The 23851-nt window shown below is 34.5% G+C and carries 25 protein-coding genes and 2 tRNA genes; all 27 read left to right on the forward strand.

What is annotated here, in order from left to right; all coding sequences use genetic code 11:
• Nucleotides 1-8 precede the first annotated feature (8 nt).
• The 27 genes from RVS70_RS05575 to xerC all read left to right on the forward strand — a co-directional run bounded on the left by RVS70_RS05575 (nt 9) and on the right by xerC (nt 23844).
• Complete coding sequence (locus RVS70_RS05575; protein ID WP_321132677.1) at nt 9-632, forward strand: hypothetical protein; 624 nt, start codon at nt 9-11, stop codon at nt 630-632.
• A gap of 106 nt (nt 633-738) precedes the next feature.
• Nucleotides 739-933 (forward strand): hypothetical protein, encoded by a 195-nt coding sequence (locus RVS70_RS05580; RefSeq protein ID WP_321132678.1) that lies wholly within the window; start codon nt 739-741, stop codon nt 931-933.
• Nucleotides 934-1986, forward strand: coding sequence for a hypothetical protein (locus RVS70_RS05585; protein ID WP_321132679.1), 1053 nt, complete (start codon nt 934-936; stop codon nt 1984-1986).
• A gap of 425 nt (nt 1987-2411) precedes the next feature.
• On the forward strand, nt 2412-2678 hold the full coding sequence (locus tag RVS70_RS05590; protein ID WP_321132680.1) for an HU family DNA-binding protein: 267 nt from the start codon (nt 2412-2414) through the stop codon (nt 2676-2678).
• Between the two features lie 401 nt (nt 2679-3079).
• Nucleotides 3080-3155, forward strand: a tRNA-Asn gene (locus RVS70_RS05595).
• A 5-nt stretch (nt 3156-3160) separates the two neighbouring features.
• Nucleotides 3161-3235, forward strand: a tRNA-Asp gene (locus RVS70_RS05600).
• A 39-nt stretch (nt 3236-3274) separates the two neighbouring features.
• Entirely contained in the window at nt 3275-3580 is a 306-nt protein-coding gene (locus RVS70_RS05605) for a hypothetical protein (RefSeq protein ID WP_321132681.1), read from the forward strand.
• A 333-nt stretch (nt 3581-3913) separates the two neighbouring features.
• Nucleotides 3914-4093 (forward strand): hypothetical protein, encoded by a 180-nt coding sequence (locus RVS70_RS05610; RefSeq protein ID WP_321132682.1) that lies wholly within the window; start codon nt 3914-3916, stop codon nt 4091-4093.
• Between the two features lie 148 nt (nt 4094-4241).
• Nucleotides 4242-5072 carry a hypothetical protein gene (locus tag RVS70_RS05615; RefSeq protein WP_321132683.1) on the forward strand — a complete coding sequence of 277 codons (831 nt, stop codon included), beginning with the start codon at nt 4242-4244 and terminating at the stop codon, nt 5070-5072.
• Complete coding sequence (locus tag RVS70_RS05620) at nt 5072-6805, forward strand: terminase large subunit domain-containing protein (protein WP_321132684.1); 1734 nt, start codon at nt 5072-5074, stop codon at nt 6803-6805. Before RVS70_RS05615 ends, RVS70_RS05620 begins: the two co-directional genes overlap by 1 nt.
• Before the next feature lie 18 nt (nt 6806-6823).
• Nucleotides 6824-8314 (forward strand): hypothetical protein, encoded by a 1491-nt coding sequence (locus RVS70_RS05625; RefSeq protein ID WP_321132685.1) that lies wholly within the window; start codon nt 6824-6826, stop codon nt 8312-8314.
• A 19-nt stretch (nt 8315-8333) separates the two neighbouring features.
• Nucleotides 8334-9767: a hypothetical protein gene (locus RVS70_RS05630; protein WP_321132686.1), complete on the forward strand. Its 1434-nt coding sequence runs from the start codon at nt 8334-8336 to the stop codon at nt 9765-9767.
• A 28-nt stretch (nt 9768-9795) separates the two neighbouring features.
• Nucleotides 9796-10248 carry a hypothetical protein gene (locus RVS70_RS05635; protein WP_321132687.1) on the forward strand — a complete coding sequence of 151 codons (453 nt, stop codon included), beginning with the start codon at nt 9796-9798 and terminating at the stop codon, nt 10246-10248.
• A gap of 157 nt (nt 10249-10405) precedes the next feature.
• Nucleotides 10406-11392, forward strand: a complete 987-nt coding sequence (locus RVS70_RS05640; RefSeq protein ID WP_321132688.1) for a hypothetical protein — start codon at nt 10406-10408, stop codon at nt 11390-11392.
• Between the two features lie 108 nt (nt 11393-11500).
• Nucleotides 11501-12106, forward strand: coding sequence for a hypothetical protein (locus tag RVS70_RS05645; RefSeq protein ID WP_321132689.1), 606 nt, complete (start codon nt 11501-11503; stop codon nt 12104-12106).
• 3 nt (nt 12107-12109) lie between these two features.
• A complete protein-coding gene (locus tag RVS70_RS05650; RefSeq protein WP_321132690.1) occupies nt 12110-12553 on the forward strand; it encodes a hypothetical protein in 444 nt (147 codons plus the stop codon).
• 3 nt (nt 12554-12556) lie between these two features.
• On the forward strand, nt 12557-13555 hold the full coding sequence (locus RVS70_RS05655; RefSeq protein WP_321132691.1) for a hypothetical protein: 999 nt from the start codon (nt 12557-12559) through the stop codon (nt 13553-13555).
• 14 nt (nt 13556-13569) lie between these two features.
• Nucleotides 13570-14094, forward strand: coding sequence for a hypothetical protein (locus RVS70_RS05660; RefSeq protein WP_321132692.1), 525 nt, complete (start codon nt 13570-13572; stop codon nt 14092-14094).
• 3 nt (nt 14095-14097) lie between these two features.
• Nucleotides 14098-14862: an AMP-binding protein gene (locus RVS70_RS05665; protein WP_321132693.1), complete on the forward strand. Its 765-nt coding sequence runs from the start codon at nt 14098-14100 to the stop codon at nt 14860-14862.
• A 166-nt stretch (nt 14863-15028) separates the two neighbouring features.
• Nucleotides 15029-15715, forward strand: a complete 687-nt coding sequence (locus RVS70_RS05670; protein WP_321132694.1) for a hypothetical protein — start codon at nt 15029-15031, stop codon at nt 15713-15715.
• Nucleotides 15716-15866: 151 nt separating this feature from the next.
• Entirely contained in the window at nt 15867-16271 is a 405-nt protein-coding gene (locus RVS70_RS05675) for a hypothetical protein (protein WP_321132695.1), read from the forward strand.
• 174 nt (nt 16272-16445) lie between these two features.
• Nucleotides 16446-20420, forward strand: coding sequence for a hypothetical protein (locus RVS70_RS05680; RefSeq protein ID WP_321132696.1), 3975 nt, complete (start codon nt 16446-16448; stop codon nt 20418-20420).
• A gap of 15 nt (nt 20421-20435) precedes the next feature.
• Nucleotides 20436-20999, forward strand: coding sequence for a hypothetical protein (locus tag RVS70_RS05685; protein WP_321132697.1), 564 nt, complete (start codon nt 20436-20438; stop codon nt 20997-20999).
• A gap of 59 nt (nt 21000-21058) precedes the next feature.
• Nucleotides 21059-21544: a phage holin family protein gene (locus RVS70_RS05690; RefSeq protein ID WP_321132698.1), complete on the forward strand. Its 486-nt coding sequence runs from the start codon at nt 21059-21061 to the stop codon at nt 21542-21544.
• Between the two features lie 208 nt (nt 21545-21752).
• Complete coding sequence (locus tag RVS70_RS05695) at nt 21753-22310, forward strand: hypothetical protein (protein WP_321132699.1); 558 nt, start codon at nt 21753-21755, stop codon at nt 22308-22310.
• A 229-nt stretch (nt 22311-22539) separates the two neighbouring features.
• Nucleotides 22540-22794 carry a hypothetical protein gene (locus RVS70_RS05700; RefSeq protein ID WP_321132700.1) on the forward strand — a complete coding sequence of 85 codons (255 nt, stop codon included), beginning with the start codon at nt 22540-22542 and terminating at the stop codon, nt 22792-22794.
• A gap of 18 nt (nt 22795-22812) precedes the next feature.
• The gene (gene xerC / locus RVS70_RS05705) at nt 22813-23844 is read left to right on the forward strand and encodes a tyrosine recombinase XerC (protein WP_321132701.1); all 1032 of its coding nucleotides are present in this window, start codon (nt 22813-22815) and stop codon (nt 23842-23844) included.
• The last annotated feature ends 7 nt before the right edge of the window (nt 23845-23851 follow it).

Genomic DNA, 23851 nt, shown 5'->3' on the forward strand with positions numbered 1-23851 from the left:
AGAGTTTAATGTCTGATACAAGAGATATACTAAGAAAAGCAGAAGTGAAAAGAGTATTCGAACGTTTGACGAAGATGGAGCTATGTACCATCTATGGATTTAACTATAATTATTATTCGAATTGTGTCTCTGGAAGGAATAGTCCATCTAAAAAAATGGCTGATATTCTCAAAGAATATCTTGATACACCGACAAGAGAGATATATAATATGGTATTCTCATCAAGAGATGTCGATAATAATATATTTCATGAGGCTCTAGAGCTTGGTGGACAAGAAGTGTTTGACATAGTTAAATCTCTTAGGTCTAATGAGATTATTCATGTTCCATCTAGCATTATTAATACAATCCTAGAATCTGTAATAGCAATAGAAAAAATGGATAAATGGCTGGAAGAAGACGGTGGTGAACTTAATAACAAGGAAGAAAAATTAAAATCGAAAATCAATGATATTAGAAATGAAATAACGAAAATGAAATCTAATACATCTAATAAGGATAATAACGACACAGACCTTAAGGAAATTTTAGAGAAGCTTGATACTCTAGAATCTGAACTTAATGATTTGCGAGAGGAAAAAGAATTAAGGTATAAGTTATTTATAAAAAAAGAACTTAAAGATATAAAATAAAAGGGAAGAATATTGTCCCTTCCGATTAAACAAAAGTATTGCAATTAAATATGTTAGTTGCTATAATATTCTATATTAATTACTAAATAAAGGGAGACAAGAATCAATGAAAGGTATGGGGAGTTATACGAGATTTGAAGATGAACTAAACGGATTATCAGTAGATGAAATAAATGAACTCTATCTTAATGGAGGGCTAGATAAAGCCTATGAAGAGTACGAATGTACTGGTGAGGTAAATATAGATGTATTAAATAATAGTAGAAAAACGAAAAAGATAAGAAAAGTGGTGAAACAATAGATGAGAAGCTTCAATGGGACATTAGCGAAGCACAAATTAAGTGACTTTAACAAGTACGATAACAAACTAAAGACATTACAAGAAAGACTTGAGTTTGTTGAGGAAAATCTATACTATGAAGAATCGTTAAATGATTTTTTTGCAATCTATTTTAACAGTTATTATAATGTTTCACCAAACCAAAATGGATACTTAGCTGAGGAAGATGCAGTATGCAGACTACTCGACAATTTGGGAACGTATATAATGAAAGCAAATGACGTAGAAAGTAATAGGAAGGTAAAGTATAGATTTTGGGTTAATGAAAAAGAATATAGAGATTATAAAGAATCTGAAAATAAAGTTGTGTCGAGCAAGGAAGGTTCTGATGTTGAAGTAATAGATATGTTTGTAAATAATAAGAAAGATAAGAACCAGAAAATCGTCAAAGGAATTACAATTCATAAAAAGGATTTAAAGGATATAGAAGAGATTAGGTCATTGCAGAACGCTATTGACTACCTATGTAGTAAACAAGGGAAAAATGAGGTTAGAAAAAAATCTCAATGTCTGCAGGATTTAAAATTAGAAGAAAAAGATAAACTAAGGGCAGAATATATTGCAAAGAATACAGACAACTATATTAAGTCGTATGTTAAAAATCTAAAGGAAAATCAGATTTCAATTAAAGAGATTGTAAGGAGACCTATTACATTTAAAAGTATTATGAGAGGCGATGGAGCTCAGAATAAATTAGATGCAGTAGATTTACTGGATAAAAAACATGTAAAAAGCCTTTTGGAGTTAATCTCTTATGCTAATCTTAATACTGATGCTGGAATGATTCTAAGCACTGTCACAGATGTGTTGAATTCAATGGATTTAAAGAAGAGAGAGCTTGATATTATAGAGAGATTTAAGAAAGGTTCGGATAGGAAAGAGACTATGAAAGAGTTGAATATTTCAAGGAGCAATATGAATAATGTATTAAATAGGATAGCTGTTAAGTTTGTGAGTGAATATGAACGACAGTTGGAAGAAATCAGGAAGGCTACTGGAATATATAGCATTTAAATACTTTTGCTAACACTTTTAAATAAATGCAATAAAAAAAGTGTACGTTTCTGATGTGAAATCGTTTATATTATTGTAAGGATAAAACAAAAGTATTGCAATTTCTTACAGTCATAATGATTGCTCCTTGTATTTTTCCTACCCCCCCCTATATTCTAAAGTCTAAGTTTAACCTTGGACTTTTTATGTGGTCGCCAAGAATCTTCTAGAGTGGGCAAGGATTTTTGCATGTTTTTACCTTAGAGGGTGCGAATCCCAAAGATCGCAACATAACTAATAAAAACTTGCGCCAAATGTCAAAGTGCCTAATCGGAGCATCAGTTCTCATGCGTGAGACAGCAGGTTCAATTCCTGCCTTTGACTAATGCAAATTATTAAAACAAACATTTTATTAATATGAGAGAGAAAGGGAGAGTTCAAATATTATGAAAACTCAAGACGTAGTAAATCGCATTGCAGAAATCACTGGTGGCACTAAGAAGGAAGCTAAACAATATCTTGGTGCATTTAAGCAAGTTGTAGTAGAAGGTTTAGAAAGTGGAGAAGGTGTATCTCTTAAAGGATTCGTAGAATTCTCTGTTAAAGAAGTACCAGCTCATGAAGCACGTAACCCACAAACTGGTGAATCTGTTCAAGTTCCAGCACATCGTAAAGGAACAGCTAAATTATCTAATTCAATTAAAAAATATTAATTAAAGTACAAAATATACCTTGCTCAAATTGAGCCTAACAAAAAGGAAAAGAACGTTGTATTTTACAACATGGGTATGTGGTTTGCACAGACAGGGCACGCTCTGTTTTTTCAGTTTTCACATACCCATCATATGTATAGGGGGTTCAATAAAAATCCTCACAACTAAAAGGGAGGTGAAGCACCTCCCTTTATTATATTTATGGTTGCTACTGGTTGGAGGCTAAAGCGCACGGTCTTCGTAGGTTCAAGCCCTACAGCAACCCCTCCTAAATTATACATTGTTCGTGAAGCAATTTGGTTAAAACTAATGAATGATTCGAACATTCATTAGAGAGTTCGGATATTTATATTTTCCATGAATCATTGCAGGCATTTGGATATATGTCTGCTCCTCCTTATTGGCTCGTAGTTCAATTGGTAGAACACTTGACTGTTAATCAAGTAGTTGTAGGTTCGAGTCCTACCGAGTCAGCCAATTTTGGTTTATTCGTCTATCGGATAGGATATCACACTGTCACTGTGAAGAGATGGGTTCAATTCCCATATAAACCGCCATTAATAACTATTTAATTGAGAGAGAGTGGGGAAGATTTTATGTTAAAAACTTTTTTAATGGCTATCTTTAGTAAACTTGCAAAAAGTCATTCTAAACAAATTAACAAAGCTCAAAAATGGATTGACAATGCTCAAGCAACTTTTGCGTCAGCTATTCAAGAAGCTCAAATAGCAGAAGAGAAGTTCGACAAGATCGTTGAAGACGCTCAACAACAAATTGATAAGTTGCGTGCAAGTACTCAACAAGAAATCGATAAATTGGAAGCAACTATTTCTGACAGTAATGTTAGAAAAGAAAAAACTGTCAATTTCAAAAATAAAATTGAAAACTTCATTAAAGAGTAAAAAACTTTTATATATGCGCCTTTTTAAAGGCGCTTTTACATGTCTGTCGTGCTAACGGTTAGCAACAGTGATTTGTGCTGTAATTATTGGGTTCGATTCCCAAGATAGGCTTAAGAGATTCTAACCCTTATGATTTTGGGTTTATACCATATAGCTTCTACAGTACGTTCGGGTGTGTGGATGCGCACCTTGCCTCCTTCGTGTTAGTGTTATTGATTTAGTTACAACTCGTTGTTCTCGCACTCCTTTTGTTGTTTGTGGAGTTATTTTGACTCCACACAGCCGAACGTACTGTAGGAATGCATATTTGAGAGAGAGAAAGTGGGATAAACAATGAACTATGTATTAGATATAGATTTAGAAAGACTATTAAATCAAAATTTTATGTCCATTCAAACCAGAATAGACCAGTTAAATAGAAAAGAACGACTAGATATTAAGGATATATCTGACTTGCAAAGATACACTGAAATGCAGGAAAAAATAACGCATTCTTTAAGAAATATTCGATAAATTATTTCAGCATTCCAGTGCTAAGATGGTATTTACACTTTTCGGTGTTTTAAAACATTTGGTTAGGAGGTTCCGTGAGAACCTCCTTTTATACTTAACAAGGCATGAGAATAATTACATGTCATATTTTATGGGTGGTGGATGATATATGGCTAGAAAAACATCTGAAAAAAAGATGTGTTTAAGATGCGGAAAATCGTATGCATTATCTAGTTTTTATAATCACAGAAACCCACTAATTCATGAAACATTTGGATTTTGTAAAAAGTGTGTAAGAAACAATATAGACCTAGATGACATGGATACATTATATGGGTTTCTGAGAACGATGGATATCCCTTACTTAAAGGAAGAATGGAAGAATGCTAATGAGTCACAAAATGAGACTATTGGTACTTACTTTAAAAACATGAATTCGCTGAGACAAAACAAGGATTTGCGGTTTAAGGACAGCGATAATATAACAGGAAAAACAAATAAGGCTGAAATAAGTGGCATGGATTATGAAAATTTCGAAGTCACTGATGAAATGCTTAAACGATGGGGAAGAAACCTTGAAAAAGATGATTATATATTTTTAGAAGAAGAATTCGATACTCTAGGTGGTAATGAGGCAGAAACCACTATTCAAGAGAAGTACTTTAAAAATATGGCTAGAACACAGCTAATGGCGAATAAAGCCTATGATAATGACGATTATGGTACTTATGACAAGATGATGAAAACCTTGTCTTCACAAATGCAGGACGCAAATATCAAGCCTGTGCAAGTTAAATCTGCCAAAGAAGAAGGCAGTATAAACTCTTGGAGTGAATGGGTTAAAAAAATAGAAGAGACAGAGCCTTGTATGGATGAACATGGAGAATATGAGCCAAAGTTCATCAAAAAATACCTTGACAGATTCTTCGTGAGCCAAATAAAAAGAGTGTTTGGTCGAATTAAAGACGAAGATATCAAAAAGCTCGATGGTGAAAAATAGTGGCTAACAAGAAACCAAAAATTCCACCAAAAGATAAGCTGAGAGAAGGGTTTAAAAAATGGACAGCCTTCTATAGAGCTAATCCACAGAAATTTGCAAAGGACTATCTAGGACTTAATTTATTCCTTTATCAAGTATTCTTGTTATGGGCTATGAATAGGTTCTCCTTCTTTATGTACATCGCGGCTAGGGGGCAAGGGAAATCCTTCCTGATAGCCGTTTATTGTGTAATACGTGCAATTCTGTACCCATCCAGCAATATAGTAATTGCTTCGGGGACAAAAGGTCAAGCAAGGCTAATTATAACTGAAAAAATAATGTCTCTAAAGAATAATCCTAATGTAGAAAGAGAGATAAAAGAATTTAAGACTGGTGCTAATGAATGCTATGTCCTATTTAAGAACGGTTCTAAGATACAAGCATCCACCAGTAATGATAACGCGCGCGGATTACGTGCGAATATACTAATAGTTGATGAGTTCCGACTGGTATCGAAAGAGACATTAGACAAAGTACTTCGACCATTTCTAAACGTGAATAGGACTCCTCCATATTTACAAAATCCCAAGTATAGCCATCTTGCAGAAGAGAACAAGGAAATCTATATATCCAGTGCTTGGTACAAAAACCATTGGATATGGACTAATTTTAAATCCTATTTAAACAAAATGATGGATGGCAAAGATTATTTTGTGGCAGTCCTCCCTTGGCAACTATCTGTCTACCATAACCTGTTGTCTAGAAAAAGGGTTGAACAGCAAAAAACAGAAGATGACTTTGACCAAATGAGTTGGGACATGGAGTATGAGGCGTTATTCGTAGGAGAAAACGAAAACGCTTATTTTAAATTAGACGATATACAGAAATGCAGAACCTTGCCAAAGGCTTTCTATCCACCTACTAATAGAGAGTTTGTGGAAAATAAGCATCGAAGTAAGCCTAAGAGATTATCCAATATGCCGAAACAGGCAGGAGAAATAAGAATAGTATCAATGGATATAGCTCTAATGGGATCGAATAAGGCTGTAAAGAATGATACAACTGCATTTACATTAATGAGACTATTGCCATTTGGTGAAGAATACAGAAGAGATGTCGTATATCAAGAAAGTTTACAGGGTGGTCACTCTGAAACACAAGCTATACGACTAAAACAACTTTTTTATGACTTTGAGTCAGATTATGTAGCGATGGATACAAATGGTAACGGTGTGGCTGTCTTTGATAATGTTACAAAGATTCTTTATGACAAAGATCGAGATGAGGAATACCCAGCATGGACTGTTATTAATGATGAGATGATGGATGATAGAAAAATGGACAAGAATGCAATTCCATTAATTTACTCGATTAAAGGTACATCAGAGTTAAACCATAAAGTCGCAACGGGTCTTAGAAGTTCTTTTGAAAAGAAAAAAATAAGGTTGTTAATAAACGACATTGAAGCAAAAGATGATTTAATTGAAAATTACGGCTATTTAAAGAAAGATTCGGATGAGCAAGTATACCTTATGAAACCATTTGTTCAGGCTACAGCTCTTCAAAATGAGCTCGTTAACTTAGTCTATAAAATTCAAGGTGGAGCTTACATTAAGATTGAAGAGGTAGGAACTACAACAAAGGATAGATACTCTTCAATCGGTTATGCAAATTATGTTGCTACTTTACTAGAGCAAGACATGTTAAAGACAACGGCAAGTGGAGAAGAAATGTTGGGTTATTGCTTATTCTAAAGGAGGTGAAACAGGGAATTGTCAAATAAGAAAAGACCAAGTAAGAAGAAAAGTTCTGGCAATTACAATGCAATAGCACAAGAATACAAAAGTTTTGCGTCCGCATCTGCAGGAGTTGGTAGCTCTAGTTCTAAGCCTAGCTCTAAGGGCATTACAGAGGAAAGATTGAAAAACATGCTAAATGACCCTTCAAAAAATGCTCCTCAAATAGCTAGTCTTTCATCTAGGATAAAAGTGTCTAATGGGATGTACAAAAGAGTAATCAACTATCTAAGTAGTATACTTACCTACGACCATATGATATATCCAGTATTTGATAATCCTCATGAGGTTACTGGGGATATGTCGGAAATGAAAATGGCTTATGCTCAAACTGCTGTATTTATAGATAGACTAAATCCTAAGTTTCACCTGCCGATTTTTGCAGAGAAGATACTTACAAATGGTTCGGTTTATCTTTATAAACTCGATGATAGTAAAGGTGTAGCTTATCAAGAATTTCCTATAAGCTACTGTAGAATTTCTTATATAGAAAATGGAGTTTATAGATATCAAATAGATATCTCTAAAATAAGTGAAAAAAATGTATCAGATTTTCCTAAAGAAGTTCAGAGTGCATACAGTTCTTTCAAGAATGGAAATAAGGAAAAGCTTAAAGACGGAAAATGGCATCAAGTAACTGAAAAAGGTGTAGCCTTTACTATGGATGTGGATGTGCTATCTCAAGGGGGATTATCGCTTCCTTCACTAGCAAGTTCATTAATTGATGCTATAAAGATAGAAAATGCTAAACAAAATATGGAAAGCGATTCAGAATTAGACAATACAAAGATAGTTCATTCAAAGATAGAAACAGACGACAAAGGTAGACCAACCATGGAGCTCCCAGTTGTTCGAGAGTATCACAATGCAGTTAAGAAAGCGTTACCTAAAGGAGCAGTTGCCATAACGAACCCATTTGATACAAAGGGAATGACTCTTGATGGAACTGGAAAAAATGGTAAATTTGCTTTGTTAGATAAAGCAACCGACCAATTCTTTAAAGGTACTGGCGTTTCAGCTCAGTTATTCGCGGATGATAACTCAAGTTCTCAAGCGCTGGAACGTTCTATACAAGTAGACTCTCAATGGTTATTTAGCTTCCTATTACCTATGTTTACTAACTATTATAATTATGAACTAAAAAAAGCCACAAAGAAGAAGAGTACGTGGAAAATTAAATTCATGTATGTGTCGCACTTCGATAGAGATGAAGCGATTAAAACCGCCAAAGACCAACTTTCATTTGGTGGTTCTAGATTAGAATATCTTGCTTATACAGGAATGACCCCGTTAGAAGTTGCAAATGTACTGGTATTCGAACAAACAATACTTACAATAGACGACTTCATGGTCGCTAAACAGACTTCACATACCATGGGGGCTGATAGCGAAAAATCAGAAGAGCAAGGGAGACCACCTTCCGATGACCCTACCGATACAACGGTAAGGATTAAAGATTCTGAATAATCGAGGGGAGGTGTACTAGATGAAAAATAAGAAAATTAATGGTAATAGTTTCAACTTTCCAGTGCAATTCGAACAGCTAGAAAACCTTTTGGACAATAGATTTATGCGTGTTAAGATTTGGGTTGCTCATACTGGTGAGAATAGAAATAACTGTTATTTTACTAAAGAATTGTTAGAGTCTATGATTCCAACACTTGTTAATATTCCAATTACAGGTCTAATTTCTAAGCAAGAAAATTTGGATATAGATTTTAACGCCCATGAAGAGAGATTAGTAGTAGAAGACAATGAAATTAAACTTAAATACTTCGGACATGCTTATGGCATGATTCCTGAGAATAATAACGCTAAATTCGAGTACAGATATGGTGAAGATGGGGTTGAACGTGAGTACCTGACAGTAGAAGGTTTACTTTGGAATAAATTTGATGACGTTGAAAAGATATTTGACCGAGATGGTGGTTTTAAATCACATTCCATGGAATTAGAACCGACAAGTGTTGAGGGATACACCAACGATGAAGGGCTTTTTGTCTTTACAAAAGCAAAATTTGAAGCATTATGCATATTAGGCGAAGGCGTTACCCCTGCAATGATATCAAGTACTATAGAAAGATTTTCTGTTTCAAGTACTATTAAGAAGGAATTTAGCGAGATGTTAAAAGAGTTTAATAGACACTTTTCTACAGCAGAGAAAGGAGATAATGATGTGCCTGATAATGAAAACGTATTAGAAAACAATGACAATCAAGCTCCAGAAAACGAAGAAACTAAGCAAGAATCCTTGCAAAAGCCAAACTTTACAAGTGAGGATGAGGATAATCATATTACAGACGAACCTCAACCACAAGTAAATGAAGGTCAAGATGATAATCCAGAAAAATTCACTCGTACTTTTGAGTTATCTCATGATGACATTCGCTGGAGTCTTTACATGGCTTTAGATGAGCATGAGGAATTTAAGGATAAGTGGTACTATATCGCTCAGGTTTTTGATAGTTATGCGATAGTTGAAGATGAAGATGGGAACAAATTCTACAAAGTAAATTATGTTAAGCATGAAGAAAATGTAAGCATTGGAGAGTATGAAGAGATATTTCCAATGTGGGTTAATCAATCAGAAAAGTCAGCAATTGAAATGGCTCGAAATAATTTCTCGGCTTTAGAAGAAGAAGTTAAGGAATTAAGAGAGTTTAAATCTAAGTTTGAAGTTTCTGAAAAGGAATCTGAACTTGCTCAGTACTCAAGTCACTTATCAGAAGATGAATACAAGAACCTTAAAGAGAATATCAATAATTTCTCTATGAATGATTTGAAAAAAGAACTTGGTCTTTTATTGCTTAATAAGAATCATTTTTCTGCTAAGAATGAAGAAGAATCAAGTAGAGTAAGTGCAACTAATATAAATGAATCAAATCCTTATGGAGATTTAGCAACTTACTTCCATAAGTAATTTAATATTTGAAAGGGTGTATTAATAGATGGGATACGTTCGTCTAGATAAAATAAAATCAACAGCTCACATTGAAACAATTGTGGCTAATCAAGACCTAGTAAACGGTCAGTTTGTGGCATTAGGGCAATTACAGGCTGATGGAGAGGCTCGCTCAGCAACTCCAAGTGGCGACCAAGCTGAGGAGTTAGTATTTCACGCTTCCGTTCCATTAACTTACGAAGATCGCACTAATGAACTTGACTTCGTATTAAAGGCTGGAAAAGAAGGTCGTGGATATGTATTAGAACAAGGTGATATCGTCTCAGTTTCCGAAGATTTAATTGCTGTTGGAGAATTGGCTGAGAATGCAATTGTTGTTCCACATGCAGATGGTTTCGCTGTAACCTCAGAGCCTACGACTGGACTCCACGGTAAGATTATTGCGGTTGAAACTGACATGATTGCAGGTAAACTAGCAGTTATTCGTTTGGGGAAGTAAAGAGTAGCAATACAAGCCCAAGTTTGTCTATTGGGGATATGGAAATAGGCAATAACTTTATTATCCATTAGATAGACTAAGGTATCTCTAAAAGAATAATAAGTGAATGTATTGCAATTATGAAAAAATGAAGACATTGGAAGGTGAATAAGCTATTATGAAGGCTAAAATGACTGATTTACAACGTCTTTCTTTAGACGTGTATAATGGTGTAAATGTAAATTTCAACGAAGTAAGTGGTGAAGATGCTATTCGTAACGCGATTACGGATGCAGTTGGAGGAGAGTTCAATTATAAGAACTTTCGTGAAAATAAATATCGTGTATTCTCAATCTTAGAGGAAGCACTAGACGTAACTTTAGGAATTGTAATTACAAATCAATTTGATAACTTGGCAGAAGTAAAAAACGTGGCAACTGGAGATAAAATATCATTCAAAGTATCCGACCAATCTCTATTTAGAGTTGCTCGTATTGCTGGTGGTAACAATGACCTTCGTAGACAAAAACTACTTAACAAGCGCTTTACGGTTGATACCGATAAGTACGGAGTGAAAATCTATGAAGAATTAGACATGTTTATCGCAGGTCGCATTGATTGGTCTTCAATGATAGACCGCGTAGCGCAATCATTCGCTAACTTCATGGGAACTAAAATTTATGAAGCCATTGCTAAATCTTACAGTTCTCTAAATCAAACTTACGGAGTAACTGGTACGTTTGATGATGATGCATTGTTTGATATGGTTCAGCATGTTGAAGCTAAAAGTGGTAAAAAAGCTGTTATCATGGGGACTAGAAAGGCTCTCCGTACAGTAACTAAAGGGCTAAATCTTTCTGATTCAATGAAAGACGACCTAAACAAAGTGGGTTATCTAACTACTGTTGCAGGTACAGACCTTTACCTATTGCCACAGGCTCATAAGATTGGAACCGATGAATTCTTAGTTGACGACAATATGCTAATTGTAGTACCTCAAGATGAAAAACTTGTAAAAGTTGTTGTTGAGGGCGAAGCATTGATGCTTGAAACTGCAGAGGCAGGAGATCGCAATGACCAGCAAATGGAATACCAATTGCAAAAATCTTTTGGTGTTGGAGTTATTCAGTCTGCTGTATATGGAATTTATAAAATAACTGGATAATTAAACAAAAGTATTGCAATATTATGGTTGACCTGATATACTATTAGTAGTGGAGAAAAAAATCTTCACTACTAAACAAAAATATTGCATTTATGGGAGAGTGTGGATATGGACAGAGTACAAAGTTATAACACTAATCAAAATAAAAACCGATTCGATAAGCCAAAGCGTAGAAAACGTGTAAATGTTGATAGAAATACAGAAGTTGTGATTATCAACAATACTTTTGGTAGATTTATCTACAAGAATCCGAGAATGAATATGGTTCTTGATATGGAGAACCATGGCGATGAAGAATATATTACTGTTGGAGATTTAAGAACAATGTTAAACTCTGACCGTAAAATTCTAGAAGGATTTGATATTCTAATCACAGAGGTGCTAGATGGACAGTATGAACTTGAAGACGTATTAACTTATTTAGGATTAAACCGAAAGTATGACAATTACTTCTCCTTAAGCCCTAAATGGAAGAAGGGTCAAGTAAATAGAGATGATATTATTCAATTTATTGAAAAGTCCAATCCTCGTAAATTTGAACAATTAATGAATTCAATGGATAGTAAGTTGCGAGGGAAAGTAATCGATACTGCAATTAAGCTATTCAAACTTCGAAAATTCACAGATTATACGAAAATGGAAGTTATAGAAAAATACGTAGGCGAAGATACTTTTGATGATGCAAAAGATACTTTAATTGACCTTGAAATTTAGGAGGTGTTGCAATTGGCGACATCTTTTCATTCAATATACAAAAAATTTTTAGGATTAATTGATGATTATGAACTTGGGTTGGTAAGTGATGAAGAGCTAAGTGAAATCTTGTTTGGTTATTTAGATAAGGCTCGGAGCTTAGACTTTCCACAGTGTAGAAAAAATCTAGAGTTAATTACCGAAAGCAATGGAGTAGGAGAGTTTCACGAAGACCTTACTTCTCAAGAGCAGTATATCTTAGCCTTATGTATGAAGAAAGCATGGATTTCCCCTAAGCTAAATAATGCAGACTTAATGTCAAAAGAAATCGGTGATAGAGACTACAAGGCTGTTCAGGGAACTAATTACATCAAAGAGTTATCTAATCTTAAGTCAGATATTGATGATGAGATACGCAGGTACGAAATTTCCTACACTTATAAAGACTTTTCTTTAGAGGGGTGGTAAGTCTTGTCTTATTCTTCGATTTTTAGGTCTAGAATGAAAGCCAAAGGCGCTAATTCATACGATAGGAAAATGTATAATGCCACGCGAAGTTTTGAAAGATGGTTTAATCAGTCTCTAGCAAGAGAATTAGTTGCTATAGATAATATAGAGCAGTATGCAGTTTTTCAAGACCACAGTCAAAGTAATAATAAAGAGCTATCTGACGATAAGTATATGATTACTGAGAATAAGAGTAATGTTAAAGTTGGCTCAGTAGTCAATTGGAGAGACTCAAATTGGCTAGTGTTTACAGAGGAACATAAGACAATCCCAACCCATAAACAGACTAAGGTCAAGGAGTCAAACCATCGTATCAAATGGATGATTGGAGATAAAGTCTGTAATCATGGGGTTGGTCATCATGCGTATATTCAAAACCAAACCTTATATACATTAGGGGTTTCTACAAGTGGACACCATGGATGGATTGTAGATGCAAAAATGATGATGTATTTGCAAGATAATGAGGAGACTAGAAATATTAAAATTGGTCAACGGATTTTCATTGGTGGAGCCGTTTATCAGATAATGTTTAAAGACTATGTTTCTCGTAGTGGATTAATTAATTATCTACTAGAACAGGATATGATAAATCCTAGTCGTGACAACATAGAGCTTGAAATAGCTGATTATTATACTGCATTAGAAGATGATTTCGATGACGAGATCGATGGTAGCAATAAAGAAATTGTTATCAGAGGTTCCGAAACTGCAAAAATTGGCAGTACAAATACATTCAGTGCTGTAGTCTATGATAATGGTATTGAGACCCCAGAAGATATTACTGAGTGGGTAGTAGGAGACTCGGAGGGAGTGGCTTCTGTAATAGGTCAGACAGTTAAGGATATAACAGTAAGAATAGAGTCTAATTTTCAAAAAGTAGGTTCTGTTATTTCTATAATTGGTAAGACATCAGATGGAGCCATTGGTTCTAAGTCTGTTAGGATTATTAGTCCTTATTAGAGAGGGAGTGCGATATGACTAAGCAAGTAAAGAAACGAGGAAAGTCTACTATACAGAAGATACCTAAATACAAAATGGATGTTCTAAAAAGAGTACTTGAATCAGATGTGCTGACTAAGTATATGTATTATGAAGACAGAGATGCTTTGTTTAAGGACTCTTTATCAATGGAAGATCGTAATAATTTACTGTATCAAAGATTGTTTCCATATAGATTCGTTCCAAGCCCAATTGAAAACCAGAGTACTTATATAACTCTTGGGGTCAATGGTTTTAGAAGACATGAAGAAGGATTTAAAGTATTCGATGATTACCAAAGTGGAGAAATTTATTTCTACTTATTTACACATACAGACTTGATGCAAACAGACAACGGCGTTCGTCAAGATGTTATGCTAGCTGAAATAGACCGTTTATTTGATAGTTGTACAGGGCTTGGTATGGGTGAGTTGAAACTTAGGTATGTTAATGAATTATGGATGCACAACAACAAATTTGGTGGCTATACTGTTTCATTTACCATAACGGATTTGAAGTAGCAAATGAAAATTGACACACTGAAATTATTGATGGGGAGACCATTGACTTTAAATAAAGAGTACGATATAAAAGTCAAACAGCCATTAATATCCGAGATTGTAGATTTAGGAGAAGATAATTATAATAGATACCTTAGACCATTCGTCATTACAACTGAATTTATATTTAATGGCTTAGAAAATGAAGAAAAGTTGATTAATCAGTTTGACCTTTATGACCTTTTCTTCATAAATGATGAGAAGGGTAACTCTGTCTTAAATCATATATTTGATGGTCATAATGCTCTAGATGTAATAAAAGAGAGCTTGTCCTTTTTCTTGGATACAAACGATATTCAAATACTACAAAGGCAAAAGGTGTTTGGTATAAATGGGGAGTACTCTTTAAATAAAAATGAGTTTTCTAAAATGAAAAGAATCGTGCAGGCTATAACAAGAAGTTCAGACATCGAAGTTGATAAACCTCCTAAAAACATGACGAAGAAACAAAGAGATATATGGAAAAAACTTCAAAAGGGAAGAAAAAGACAATCTGAAAAGAATGCTATATACACTCAGGATATTATTAACTACGTTTCATTTGGTGGGAAAAATTATATATCGAAAAATCAAATAGATGAGATGACATATTATGAATTAAGAAATGCCTACAAAAGCATTCTCGGGATTGATAGTTTTAATATTGCTTTAGGGTATAAACTTAGTGAAAAATACGAAGTCAAAGAAGATATAAAACACTGGACTGAAACATTAAAAATTGGCAAATAAAAGGTATTATCCTTTTCATATAACAGTATCAATAAACAAAAAGTATTGCAAAAATTAATTATAAGAGGTGCATGTAAAGATGTTATACGGTATTAAAGATTGTGCAAATCTAACTTTATTTGATAAAGCAACAGGCGCGCCTGAACTTTACTCAGATTATGCTAACGTGTCCACTAATGAGTGGACTTCTGAACGAGTATACGCTAATGCAAAAGGAACTCGTTCTATTGCATGGGATGCTGATAAACAAGGTACTCTAGCTGTTGAAACTGAGATTTTCGACCTTAAATGGTTAGCGATTATGGCTGGCTCTGATGTGGTTAAGGGAGAAAAGAATATTAGCAAACGTCAAGTAGTTCACGTAGACAACACTAAGAAAGTAACTTTAGATGGCTCTGCGGTAGAAGGCTCTATTGCAGTAGTTCCAGTTGGAGAAGATGAAACAGAGCATATTGGAGAACCTTTGGATAATGTTGTTGTTGACGGAACAGAGGTAACGGAAGTTGGCGCTGGGCAAGTCGGGATTTCTGGTAGTGAACTGACGTTTAATGCAGATGAAATTGATGGAACTCCATATGCTGTATATTATCTTGTTGCTCAATCTGACGTGCGTACTATTACAATATCTGCAGATAAATTTCCTAAAGCATATAGAGTAGTAGCTGATGCTTTGATTCGTGAAAAAGAGACTGGACGAGATGAATTCGTTCAAATTGAGTATCCTAACGCTCGCCCACAAGGTAACTATACTATTACTATGAGCGCAAGCGAACCAACTAACTTAGCTGTAACATTCGACTTATTCCCTAACAAGGATAAGGCAATTGCTGAGTACAAAGTTATTACTGACTGAGAGGATGAACTGCCTGAACCTGACACGGGCAGTGGGGTAAAACCCGTTGGAGAGGCTATAATTGGACAAGACTTTATAGTTTCTTAAATAGTAAGTGAGAGGAATTTATATCCTCTCACTTTTTTTATGATAATGAAAGGGAAGTGTTTTTATGCCAATAGTCGATAAAGAAGGACTTAAACTAGCATTTTCAACTGGCTCAAAACCAACAGGTTTAGACTTTGAAAATTTAATTGATTCGCTTGAAGTTACAGATGCAGAAAAAGCCATATGGGATGGTAAATCTGATTTTGATGGCAATTACGACTCATTAACAAATAAGCCGTCTATCCCAACAAAAGTTAGTGAATTAACAGATGGTAACTTATATGAAACAGTACAAGGTGCTCAAGAGAAGTCTGATAATGCAGTGACTACTGCGAATCAATATGCTGATGGGTTGAAGACTGATATAGACTCAGTTATTAGTCAACTACAATCTACAATTAGCGATTTAGAAACAACGGTAGCTGATTTACAGACGAGAGTATCTACGTTAGAGGGCTCTGGAGCGTAATAATTATCAGGGGTAGGACAGATTAAATTGTTCTACCCCTCTTTTTTTTGTTTTTAAAATAAAATTATTAAAATATATGTTTTATTAACTATAAAATATTGTAAAAATTATATATACATGGTATACTTGTAATACAAAAATATTGCAATAATAACGAGGTGAACTCAATTATAGATGGCTGAGGTAGTTAGATATTATGAAAATGGAGAATGGAAGTATGCAACGGTAAAAGATGTAGGGGATTTAAATAAGTTAAAGACGATTGCCAAAGAAGACCTTGTATCTGCTATAAACGAATTGTATTCTACAGGTGGTACAGGTGAAGTTGACGCAGAGACTTTGCAAAGAATTAAAGATTTAGAAGAATTAGCCGAATCCCACGGTATCCAGCTAGGAGAACAGGATAGTAGCCTTGATAAAGTTCAGGTTGATATTATTGATATAGAGGAAATTCAAAGACAGTTAGAAGCGAAACAGCAGGAAGTTATTAATGACGTTGCAAATAAAGCTGATTTAACTTATGTCGATGGGGAATTAACTAAGAAGATCGATTCTACAGTTTATCAGAACGAGTATGATGCAATAGTTTCTGACCTACAGGATAAAGTTGATTTAAATAAATATCAAACAGAATATAATGGTATTGTCGATGACTTACAGGATAAGGTTGACAACTTGACTTTAGACGCTGTAAAAGGAAGAGTTGATACTGTTGAAACAAATATCAATAGCTTAGAAGGGGAGATATCTTCTAAAATTGGCAGAACTGAATTTGATGATGCTGTAGGAGTTAATAAGTGGGTCGCCTCACAGTATCAAATAGATGGGACAGATTTGTCTGTCACACCACCTTCTTTTCCATTAATCAATGGAAAAACAGCAACACAGATTAAGGAGGTAGATGACTCTCAATTCCTACTAGCCTATAATAATCCAAGTACAATAACCCATTATTTTACAAATGTAAAACTTGATGTAGCAAATACGATGAATATGATTGTTGAGTATGAGAGCAGTCTCGCAGTTTATTTAAATGGGGCAAAAATATATGAGTATGGTTCAAACGGTCAATCTGAAACCTCTATTTCGTTATCATTAAGAGCTGGATGGAATACTATTGAAATTTTGCATGGCATTACAGAATCATCGCCATTATTAGATTTAGGCGTAAAAATCTCTAGCGTAGTAGACAAGTTAACATCTGTAATAGGGGTAGGGGACAAAAATGAAACCAGACTCATACATGCAGAGACTCTAATAGAGCAAAATGCAGAAGAAATAAGTTTTAAAGCATCTAATACAGAAGTTACAAATCTAGGAAATCGAGTATCTGATACTGAGTCTCAGCTTAGTATTATGAGCGATGAAATTTCAAGCAAGGTTGAACAAGAAGACTTTAATGCGTATTCTCAAAGACTAACAAATGCCGAGTCAAATATAATACAAAATGCTGAATCAATTACTCAAAAGGTAGAGAAAACAGAATATAATTTATTAAATGATAGGGTAAAATCTGCTGAATCGGCAATTACTCAGAACGCCAACGAAATAGATTTAAGGGTCAGCAAAGATGAGTTTGATGGTCTTGAAGGAAGAGTACAATCTGCAGAGTCATCTATAAATGCTAATGAACAGGCTATTAATTTAAAAGCAAGCAAAACAGAATTAGACAACGTAACTGGCAGGTTGAGCGATGCTGAGGCATCAATAACAGCACAGGCAGAGCAGATAGAGTTAAGAGTGACTAAAGATGAATTTGATGACTTAAGTATTGGCTTTAAGAACTTGTTGGTTGAAAGTTTGATAACCAATGGATATATAAATGATTCTGGAGAATTCGTGGAGAATAATACAGATTTTACTAGTGATTTCATAAAAGTGAATCCAAATGAAAGTATTGCAATATCTACGAATGGAAGGTCGAATACTCATAGGATTGCTTTATATGATATAAATAAGAATTTTATTGGGGTACTAACAGAATCAACCAAGGACACGTTTATACAGACTATCCCCGATAATGTTGAATGGATAAGGTATAGTTCGAATAATTTTGCAAGTGGTTATTTCAAGGTTGAGAACGGAAATAAAGTAACTGAATGGACTCCAGCTTTTGAAGATATAAAAGGAGACCTTACTTCCTTATCTGATAGGTTAGATAGTGCAGAGACATCTATAAATCAAACAGCAGAAGAAATAAGTTTGAAAGCCGATAAAGCTACTACTTATACAAAAGTAGAGGTAGATGGTCAATTAGGTGAAGTTAATTTAAAAATATCTGATGCTAATACTGCTATCACACAGAATGCAGAGCAAATAAAGCTTAAGGCTAGTTCTCAGGATGTTTATACAAAAACAGAGTCAGATAATATGTTAGATGGAAAAGCTAATAATGGGGATTTGAATGCTTTAGTAGAAAGAGTGAGCACTGCAGAAACAGAGATAAGTCAAAACTCTGAATCTATCACACTAAAAGCCGACTCCTCTGATGTTTATACTAAAACGGAGTCTGATGGGAATGTGAGCAAAGCCGTCTCAGATGCCAAGGCAGAAATTAAAGTTACAACAGATGGGATATTACAAAATGTAAGCAATCTTGAATCTACTGTGAATGAACAGGGTACTAAAATTTCCTCTCATGATTCATCAATTGCCAACTTAGGAGATGAAATATCTCTAAAGGTAAGTTCAGAAGACTACACAGGAGATAAGATAGCATCTTTAATTAATCAAACAGCTACTACTATCACTATAGAAGCAAGTAAGATTAATCTTAATGGAGCTGTGACATTTTCTTCTTTTGATGGAGCTACGCAAGAAAGAATAACAGATGTAGAAGAAAAGGCTAACTCTTTACAAGGAAATATCAATAATGCTGTTACAGAAATTGATACCTCTGGGGTGACAGTTGAAGATGGTAGTTTCTTTTTAAAAGATAAATACAATGGGGAAAAGTTTAGTATAATTGATAAAACAAATTTATTGCAAGACCATTCATTTGAGTTGTGTAGACTAGCTACAGCTTCTTCGGAATATTATGGAGTATATACTATAGCTAATGAAAGTAAAGATTTTTGGAAAAAACATGGATTGCCATATCTCTTTGTAGATTTTAGCTTTTTATCAAATAGTAATAGTAGACTATCAACTTTTGGAATGAAAATGGCGCAAGTCAGCAAATCAGGATACCTTAGTCAAACAATGAGATTTATGGAGGATGAAAACTTTGTTTTGTCTGCCTATTATAAACATCCAATGGGGACAGGAATGACTACTGGAATCCTAGTCTTAGAGGTGCAGTATTTAAGTTTTAATGGAAATGTTATTGATAGTGTCAGCGAAGAGTTTCAAGATGTATCCAGTACAGCTAAGAGAGGCTATTTTAAATTTAAAACGCCTCCTGCAAGCGATCTAACCGATGTTAGAAATATGAGGATTATAGTGAGGAGTACAACTGATGATGGCTACGTATCAGTAGATGGTGTTCAGTTAGTTACTGGAAACTATGCAGTCACATATAGGGATGATAATGCATTATGGAGTCTTGCCGATAGTGGATTCCCCGTCTTGAATGCTGGTGATGTTAGGGCTGATTGGGTTACAGCAGATATTTTCTCTGCCCAAGAAATTGGCATGGAGATGATATCACTACGTCAGAATCCTAATAGAGAGACATTGAATATAGAAACCAGAAGTGGAGTAGGTGACTTTGGCTCAAGGAATTCTTCATACTTTCATTTCGATACTGATAGACCAAGGTTTTATATGTATAAGCCACTATCTATACAGGGTATAGACATGACTTCCTCTGATACACTTTGGCATGGAGCTAGTTATCCTGTAGAAAGCACCACAATTACGCCTAAAAAGAAATTATCAGAGTGTAGGACAGGATGGGCGTTAATTTGGTCTGACTTTGATGCAGGAGTAGGTGCAAATAATTTTCATTGGGTGGCGACATTTATACCAAGAAGAATGGGGGATAGCTTCTATGAAGGCTTGGGTATGTATCATGCTGTTCCAAATCATATAGATAGTATAATTACAAAGTATATATATATAACCAATTCAACCATAAAAGGCTCTAGTGTCAACCATGAAAGTACTAAAGCTAAAGATGTAGTTCTTCGTTATATTTATGAGATTTAGGAGGTTTAATAATTTATGACTAAAATTGCTTTTTCTATCAATGAAGATAATTATATTAATCATCTTGAAGTTCATCTTCCGTCAGAAGAAGATACAAATGAACTACCAAATGATATGACGGTATTAGAAGTAAATGACAATCATGATGTTATCAACAATCCTTTTATATATAAGTATATAGACGGTGCGTTAATAAAGGATTCTGATTATCAATTAAGTAGAGCTAAGAAAAGTAGGTTTGAGAAGCTAAGGAAAGACTGCGAAAACGACATTTTAGGTTATTTTGAGGCTCCAGTTAATGGTGTCACCTATACGTTCTCTTTTGATGACGAGGCTCAGAAGAACTTCACAGGTACTTTAGCTTTGACCTTGGCAGGCGCAGTAGACCCAGAGCAGAAATGGACTGTATATCGGAATGGTATTGTAGAGAGAATAAAGCTAGATACAGACAACTTTATGAACGTCAGCAGAATAGCTTATAAAAGAAAAGATGATAAAGTTGACAGGTTACGAGGAGAAATACAGCAAGCCATTGATAATGCAAAGACAATAGAAGAAGTTAACCAAGTTGTTTGGTAAGGTGGGTAGTTAAGAGATAATCATTATGACACCTTAATTTGAAAGGGTGTTATGTATAATTGAAGATTAAAGAGTATCTGGATAGTGTGTCAGTTGCATTCACTGCCAGCATGACAGGTTTAACAGCAATATTTGGAGGATGGGATACAGCCTTCCAAGTATTTATCATATGTGTAATTTTAGATATGATGACAGGTGTAATCAAAGGATGGGTCAGTAAAGATTTTTCAAGTAAACGTATGAGAAGGGGATTCGCCACTAAGTTTGGGTATTTTGCCGTAATAGTAATTGCGACTCAATTTGATAGACTGATGCCAGAAGATGCTCCATTATTAAGGACAATTGCAATCTGGTTCTATATTTTCGTTGAGGGCTCCTCTGTGCTTGAGAATTTAGCACAAATGGGAGTACCAATTCCACAGTTTATTGTAGACAGATTATCAGTATTCAAGGGCAAGGGTGGAGATATCGCCATTGTTGGTGAAGATGGTAAATTCAAAACAGTTGCCACAGTTAAAGACGGACAGATAAAACCAAAAGGATAATTATTAAGTAAGGTAGAAAAGGTTATCTACACGCTATTTCTAAATAGTTATCAGAGATGCAGGAGTGCCGTCCTGCTACTTAATAAAAGAGTGGTTTTATTAACAAAAATTATTGCAAAAAGAGAGGTTATTATTGACAGATAGTCTCTCTTTTTGATACTATATACTTATAAAACAAAATTATTGCAATATAAGGAGATGTTATTAATTGGGAATTGATATCAAAAACGTAGGATTAACAGGGGAAGACCGACATATCAGAGAAATTATAAACACCCCAAGTGGCAATATTGAAATTTACGAACCCACTGTAGACGATATCTCAAAAATAATTGACTTACAAAGAGATATGGGTTTTGAATTTCAAGAAGCCTCTGTCTCTTTTGATGGATTAACAGTAGTAAAAGAATTGTTTCCATTGCTTACAAATATAGACATGGGAGACCTACCTGATGAAGAATTGAACTCTATTATAGACAACCCGACTGTTCACCTCTTAATTACTCAACAAATTATAGCTCAAATAATTGCAGAAGCAAATAAGGTCTATTCACATCGTATTAAAACAGAGTTGCTAAACTCTGAAAGCACAATGGCACAGGCTGAGCTAATTAACTCTATTCCAGCAATGATTATGGATAGAGCAAAACGAGATGGTAAAACAAAAGAATTAGTAGATAAAGTATCTCAATTAAGTGATGAATACGATTCTTTATTAAACAAATCTCAAGAAGATAGCGCTGATAAAGATGACGCGAAGATTTAAAACTGTATCATCATTACAACATCACTTAAGAGATTCTATAGTTAACTCAATTAGAAATCAGGTTGCAGATGTTTGTATTAGAGTAGTTCAAGAAAATTTAAGAGAAAGAGTATACGACTCTTACATTCCTCAAGGTGAATTTGCTTATGATAGGACGTACGAGCTACTCAATAGTGTAACAATAGGAAATATAGATATAGGGACTAAGTACATTACTTTCGAGATATTTATGGATACAGATAAAATAAATGCTTATCGAACTGGTGATGGAGAATGGAACCAACATGGAGACATTCAATATATACAGGATGTTTCTGAGTATATTCCGCTATGGGTTGAGGAAGGTACTAGTGGGAGTTTATGGGATAGAGATGGCTCTCATTATATGGAAGCATCTCATTATGAATTAAGTGGAGGTCAACTAGCTAGAGCACTATCAGACGCGCTCAGAAGCAAAGGTTGGTCTGTCACGCAAATTTCATAATATAGAGGTGTAAGTGTATTGGCAGAAAAGAAAAGGGTTTATAAGCGTTATTTTACCAAAGAAAAAAAGAGCAAGGTGAATCAAGACAGCGTAAAGGCATATGAAAAGTATTTAAAATCAAAGATTATTAAAAACAAAGATGTAAAAGAAACCACCTATATGGTTTACAAAAATTACTTCTATCAATTTTTAGTTTATCTCAATGAAGAATGGGAAAACATTTCCATTCATGACGAAGAGATATTAGAGAACGCAGTCGATATTATGGAAGGGTTTATGTCTTTTTGTCAGGATACATTAGGAAATAATAAGAAAGTAATTAATACTAAGTTATCAGCAGTGTCTACTTATTACATTTGGGCTGTGCAAAGAGGGATAGTACCAGTACATCCTTTTGATAAAAAGCTAGAACGTATGAAAGGTGCTAATGATGAAAGATTGATTAATCACTACTTCTTATCCAATGACGAGATAGACAAGATTACCAAAACTCTTCATGAAGATTACGAGAAAGAAAAAGGTAGAAAATTTGATATTCAACATTTGCTCATTTGGCATATAATGATTGAATCTGCAAATAGAAACGGAGCGATTTCTAAATTAACATTATCATCATTGGATTTGGATGAAATGATTTTCGTTGATATTAGAGAAAAGCGTGGAAAAAGGGTAGAAGTGGCTTTTGAAGAAACAACAAAAATATTGTTAGAAAAATGGATGGAAATGCGTAAGGATATGGATAATTTAGAGTGTGATGCTGTATTCATAGTTAAAAGAAATGGCGAGTATAAAAAGATGTCACAAACGTCCATTTATAAACGTGTTAGAAAAATTGGCACTATATTAGGACTAGAAGACCTGCATCCGCACTGTTTACGTAAAACGTCAATTAACAAAATAGTAGATGAGACTGGCGATTTAACTATTGCTCAAGAAATGGCAAACCACAGCGATATTTCGACTACTCAAAGACACTATGTTAAGCCTAAATCCAAGGTAGAGATAAGAGAAAAATTGAGGAAGTTGAGAGAAAGTAAAAAAGAAGATTAAACAAAAG

Origin of the sequence: Virgibacillus sp. M23, assembly GCF_034190895.1 — a bacterium.
GTDB classification, from domain to species: domain Bacteria; phylum Bacillota; class Bacilli; order Bacillales; family Amphibacillaceae; genus Virgibacillus; species Virgibacillus salarius.

What these genes read in the sequence shown, in the direction of transcription:
- RVS70_RS05610 (WP_321132682.1), top strand. Translation starts at nt 3,914, where the DNA reads ATGAACTATGTATTAGATATAGATTTAGAAAGACTATTAAATCAAAAT.
- RVS70_RS05680 (WP_321132696.1), top strand. Translation starts at nt 16,446, where the DNA reads ATGGCTGAGGTAGTTAGATATTATGAAAATGGAGAATGGAAGTATGCA.
- RVS70_RS05605 (WP_321132681.1), top strand. Translation starts at nt 3,275, where the DNA reads ATGTTAAAAACTTTTTTAATGGCTATCTTTAGTAAACTTGCAAAAAGT.
- RVS70_RS05635 (WP_321132687.1), top strand. Translation starts at nt 9,796, where the DNA reads ATGGGATACGTTCGTCTAGATAAAATAAAATCAACAGCTCACATTGAA.
- RVS70_RS05660 (WP_321132692.1), top strand. Translation starts at nt 13,570, where the DNA reads ATGACTAAGCAAGTAAAGAAACGAGGAAAGTCTACTATACAGAAGATA.
- RVS70_RS05640 (WP_321132688.1), top strand. Translation starts at nt 10,406, where the DNA reads ATGAAGGCTAAAATGACTGATTTACAACGTCTTTCTTTAGACGTGTAT.
- RVS70_RS05615 (WP_321132683.1), top strand. Translation starts at nt 4,242, where the DNA reads ATGGCTAGAAAAACATCTGAAAAAAAGATGTGTTTAAGATGCGGAAAA.
- RVS70_RS05630 (WP_321132686.1), top strand. Translation starts at nt 8,334, where the DNA reads ATGAAAAATAAGAAAATTAATGGTAATAGTTTCAACTTTCCAGTGCAA.
- RVS70_RS05700 (WP_321132700.1), top strand. Translation starts at nt 22,540, where the DNA reads ATGGATACAGATAAAATAAATGCTTATCGAACTGGTGATGGAGAATGG.
- RVS70_RS05685 (WP_321132697.1), top strand. Translation starts at nt 20,436, where the DNA reads ATGACTAAAATTGCTTTTTCTATCAATGAAGATAATTATATTAATCAT.
- RVS70_RS05580 (WP_321132678.1), top strand. Translation starts at nt 739, where the DNA reads ATGAAAGGTATGGGGAGTTATACGAGATTTGAAGATGAACTAAACGGA.
- RVS70_RS05575 (WP_321132677.1), top strand. Translation starts at nt 9, where the DNA reads ATGTCTGATACAAGAGATATACTAAGAAAAGCAGAAGTGAAAAGAGTA.
- RVS70_RS05590 (WP_321132680.1), top strand. Translation starts at nt 2,412, where the DNA reads ATGAAAACTCAAGACGTAGTAAATCGCATTGCAGAAATCACTGGTGGC.
- RVS70_RS05585 (WP_321132679.1), top strand. Translation starts at nt 934, where the DNA reads ATGAGAAGCTTCAATGGGACATTAGCGAAGCACAAATTAAGTGACTTT.
- RVS70_RS05645 (WP_321132689.1), top strand. Translation starts at nt 11,501, where the DNA reads ATGGACAGAGTACAAAGTTATAACACTAATCAAAATAAAAACCGATTC.
- RVS70_RS05665 (WP_321132693.1), top strand. Translation starts at nt 14,098, where the DNA reads ATGAAAATTGACACACTGAAATTATTGATGGGGAGACCATTGACTTTA.
- RVS70_RS05675 (WP_321132695.1), top strand. Translation starts at nt 15,867, where the DNA reads ATGCCAATAGTCGATAAAGAAGGACTTAAACTAGCATTTTCAACTGGC.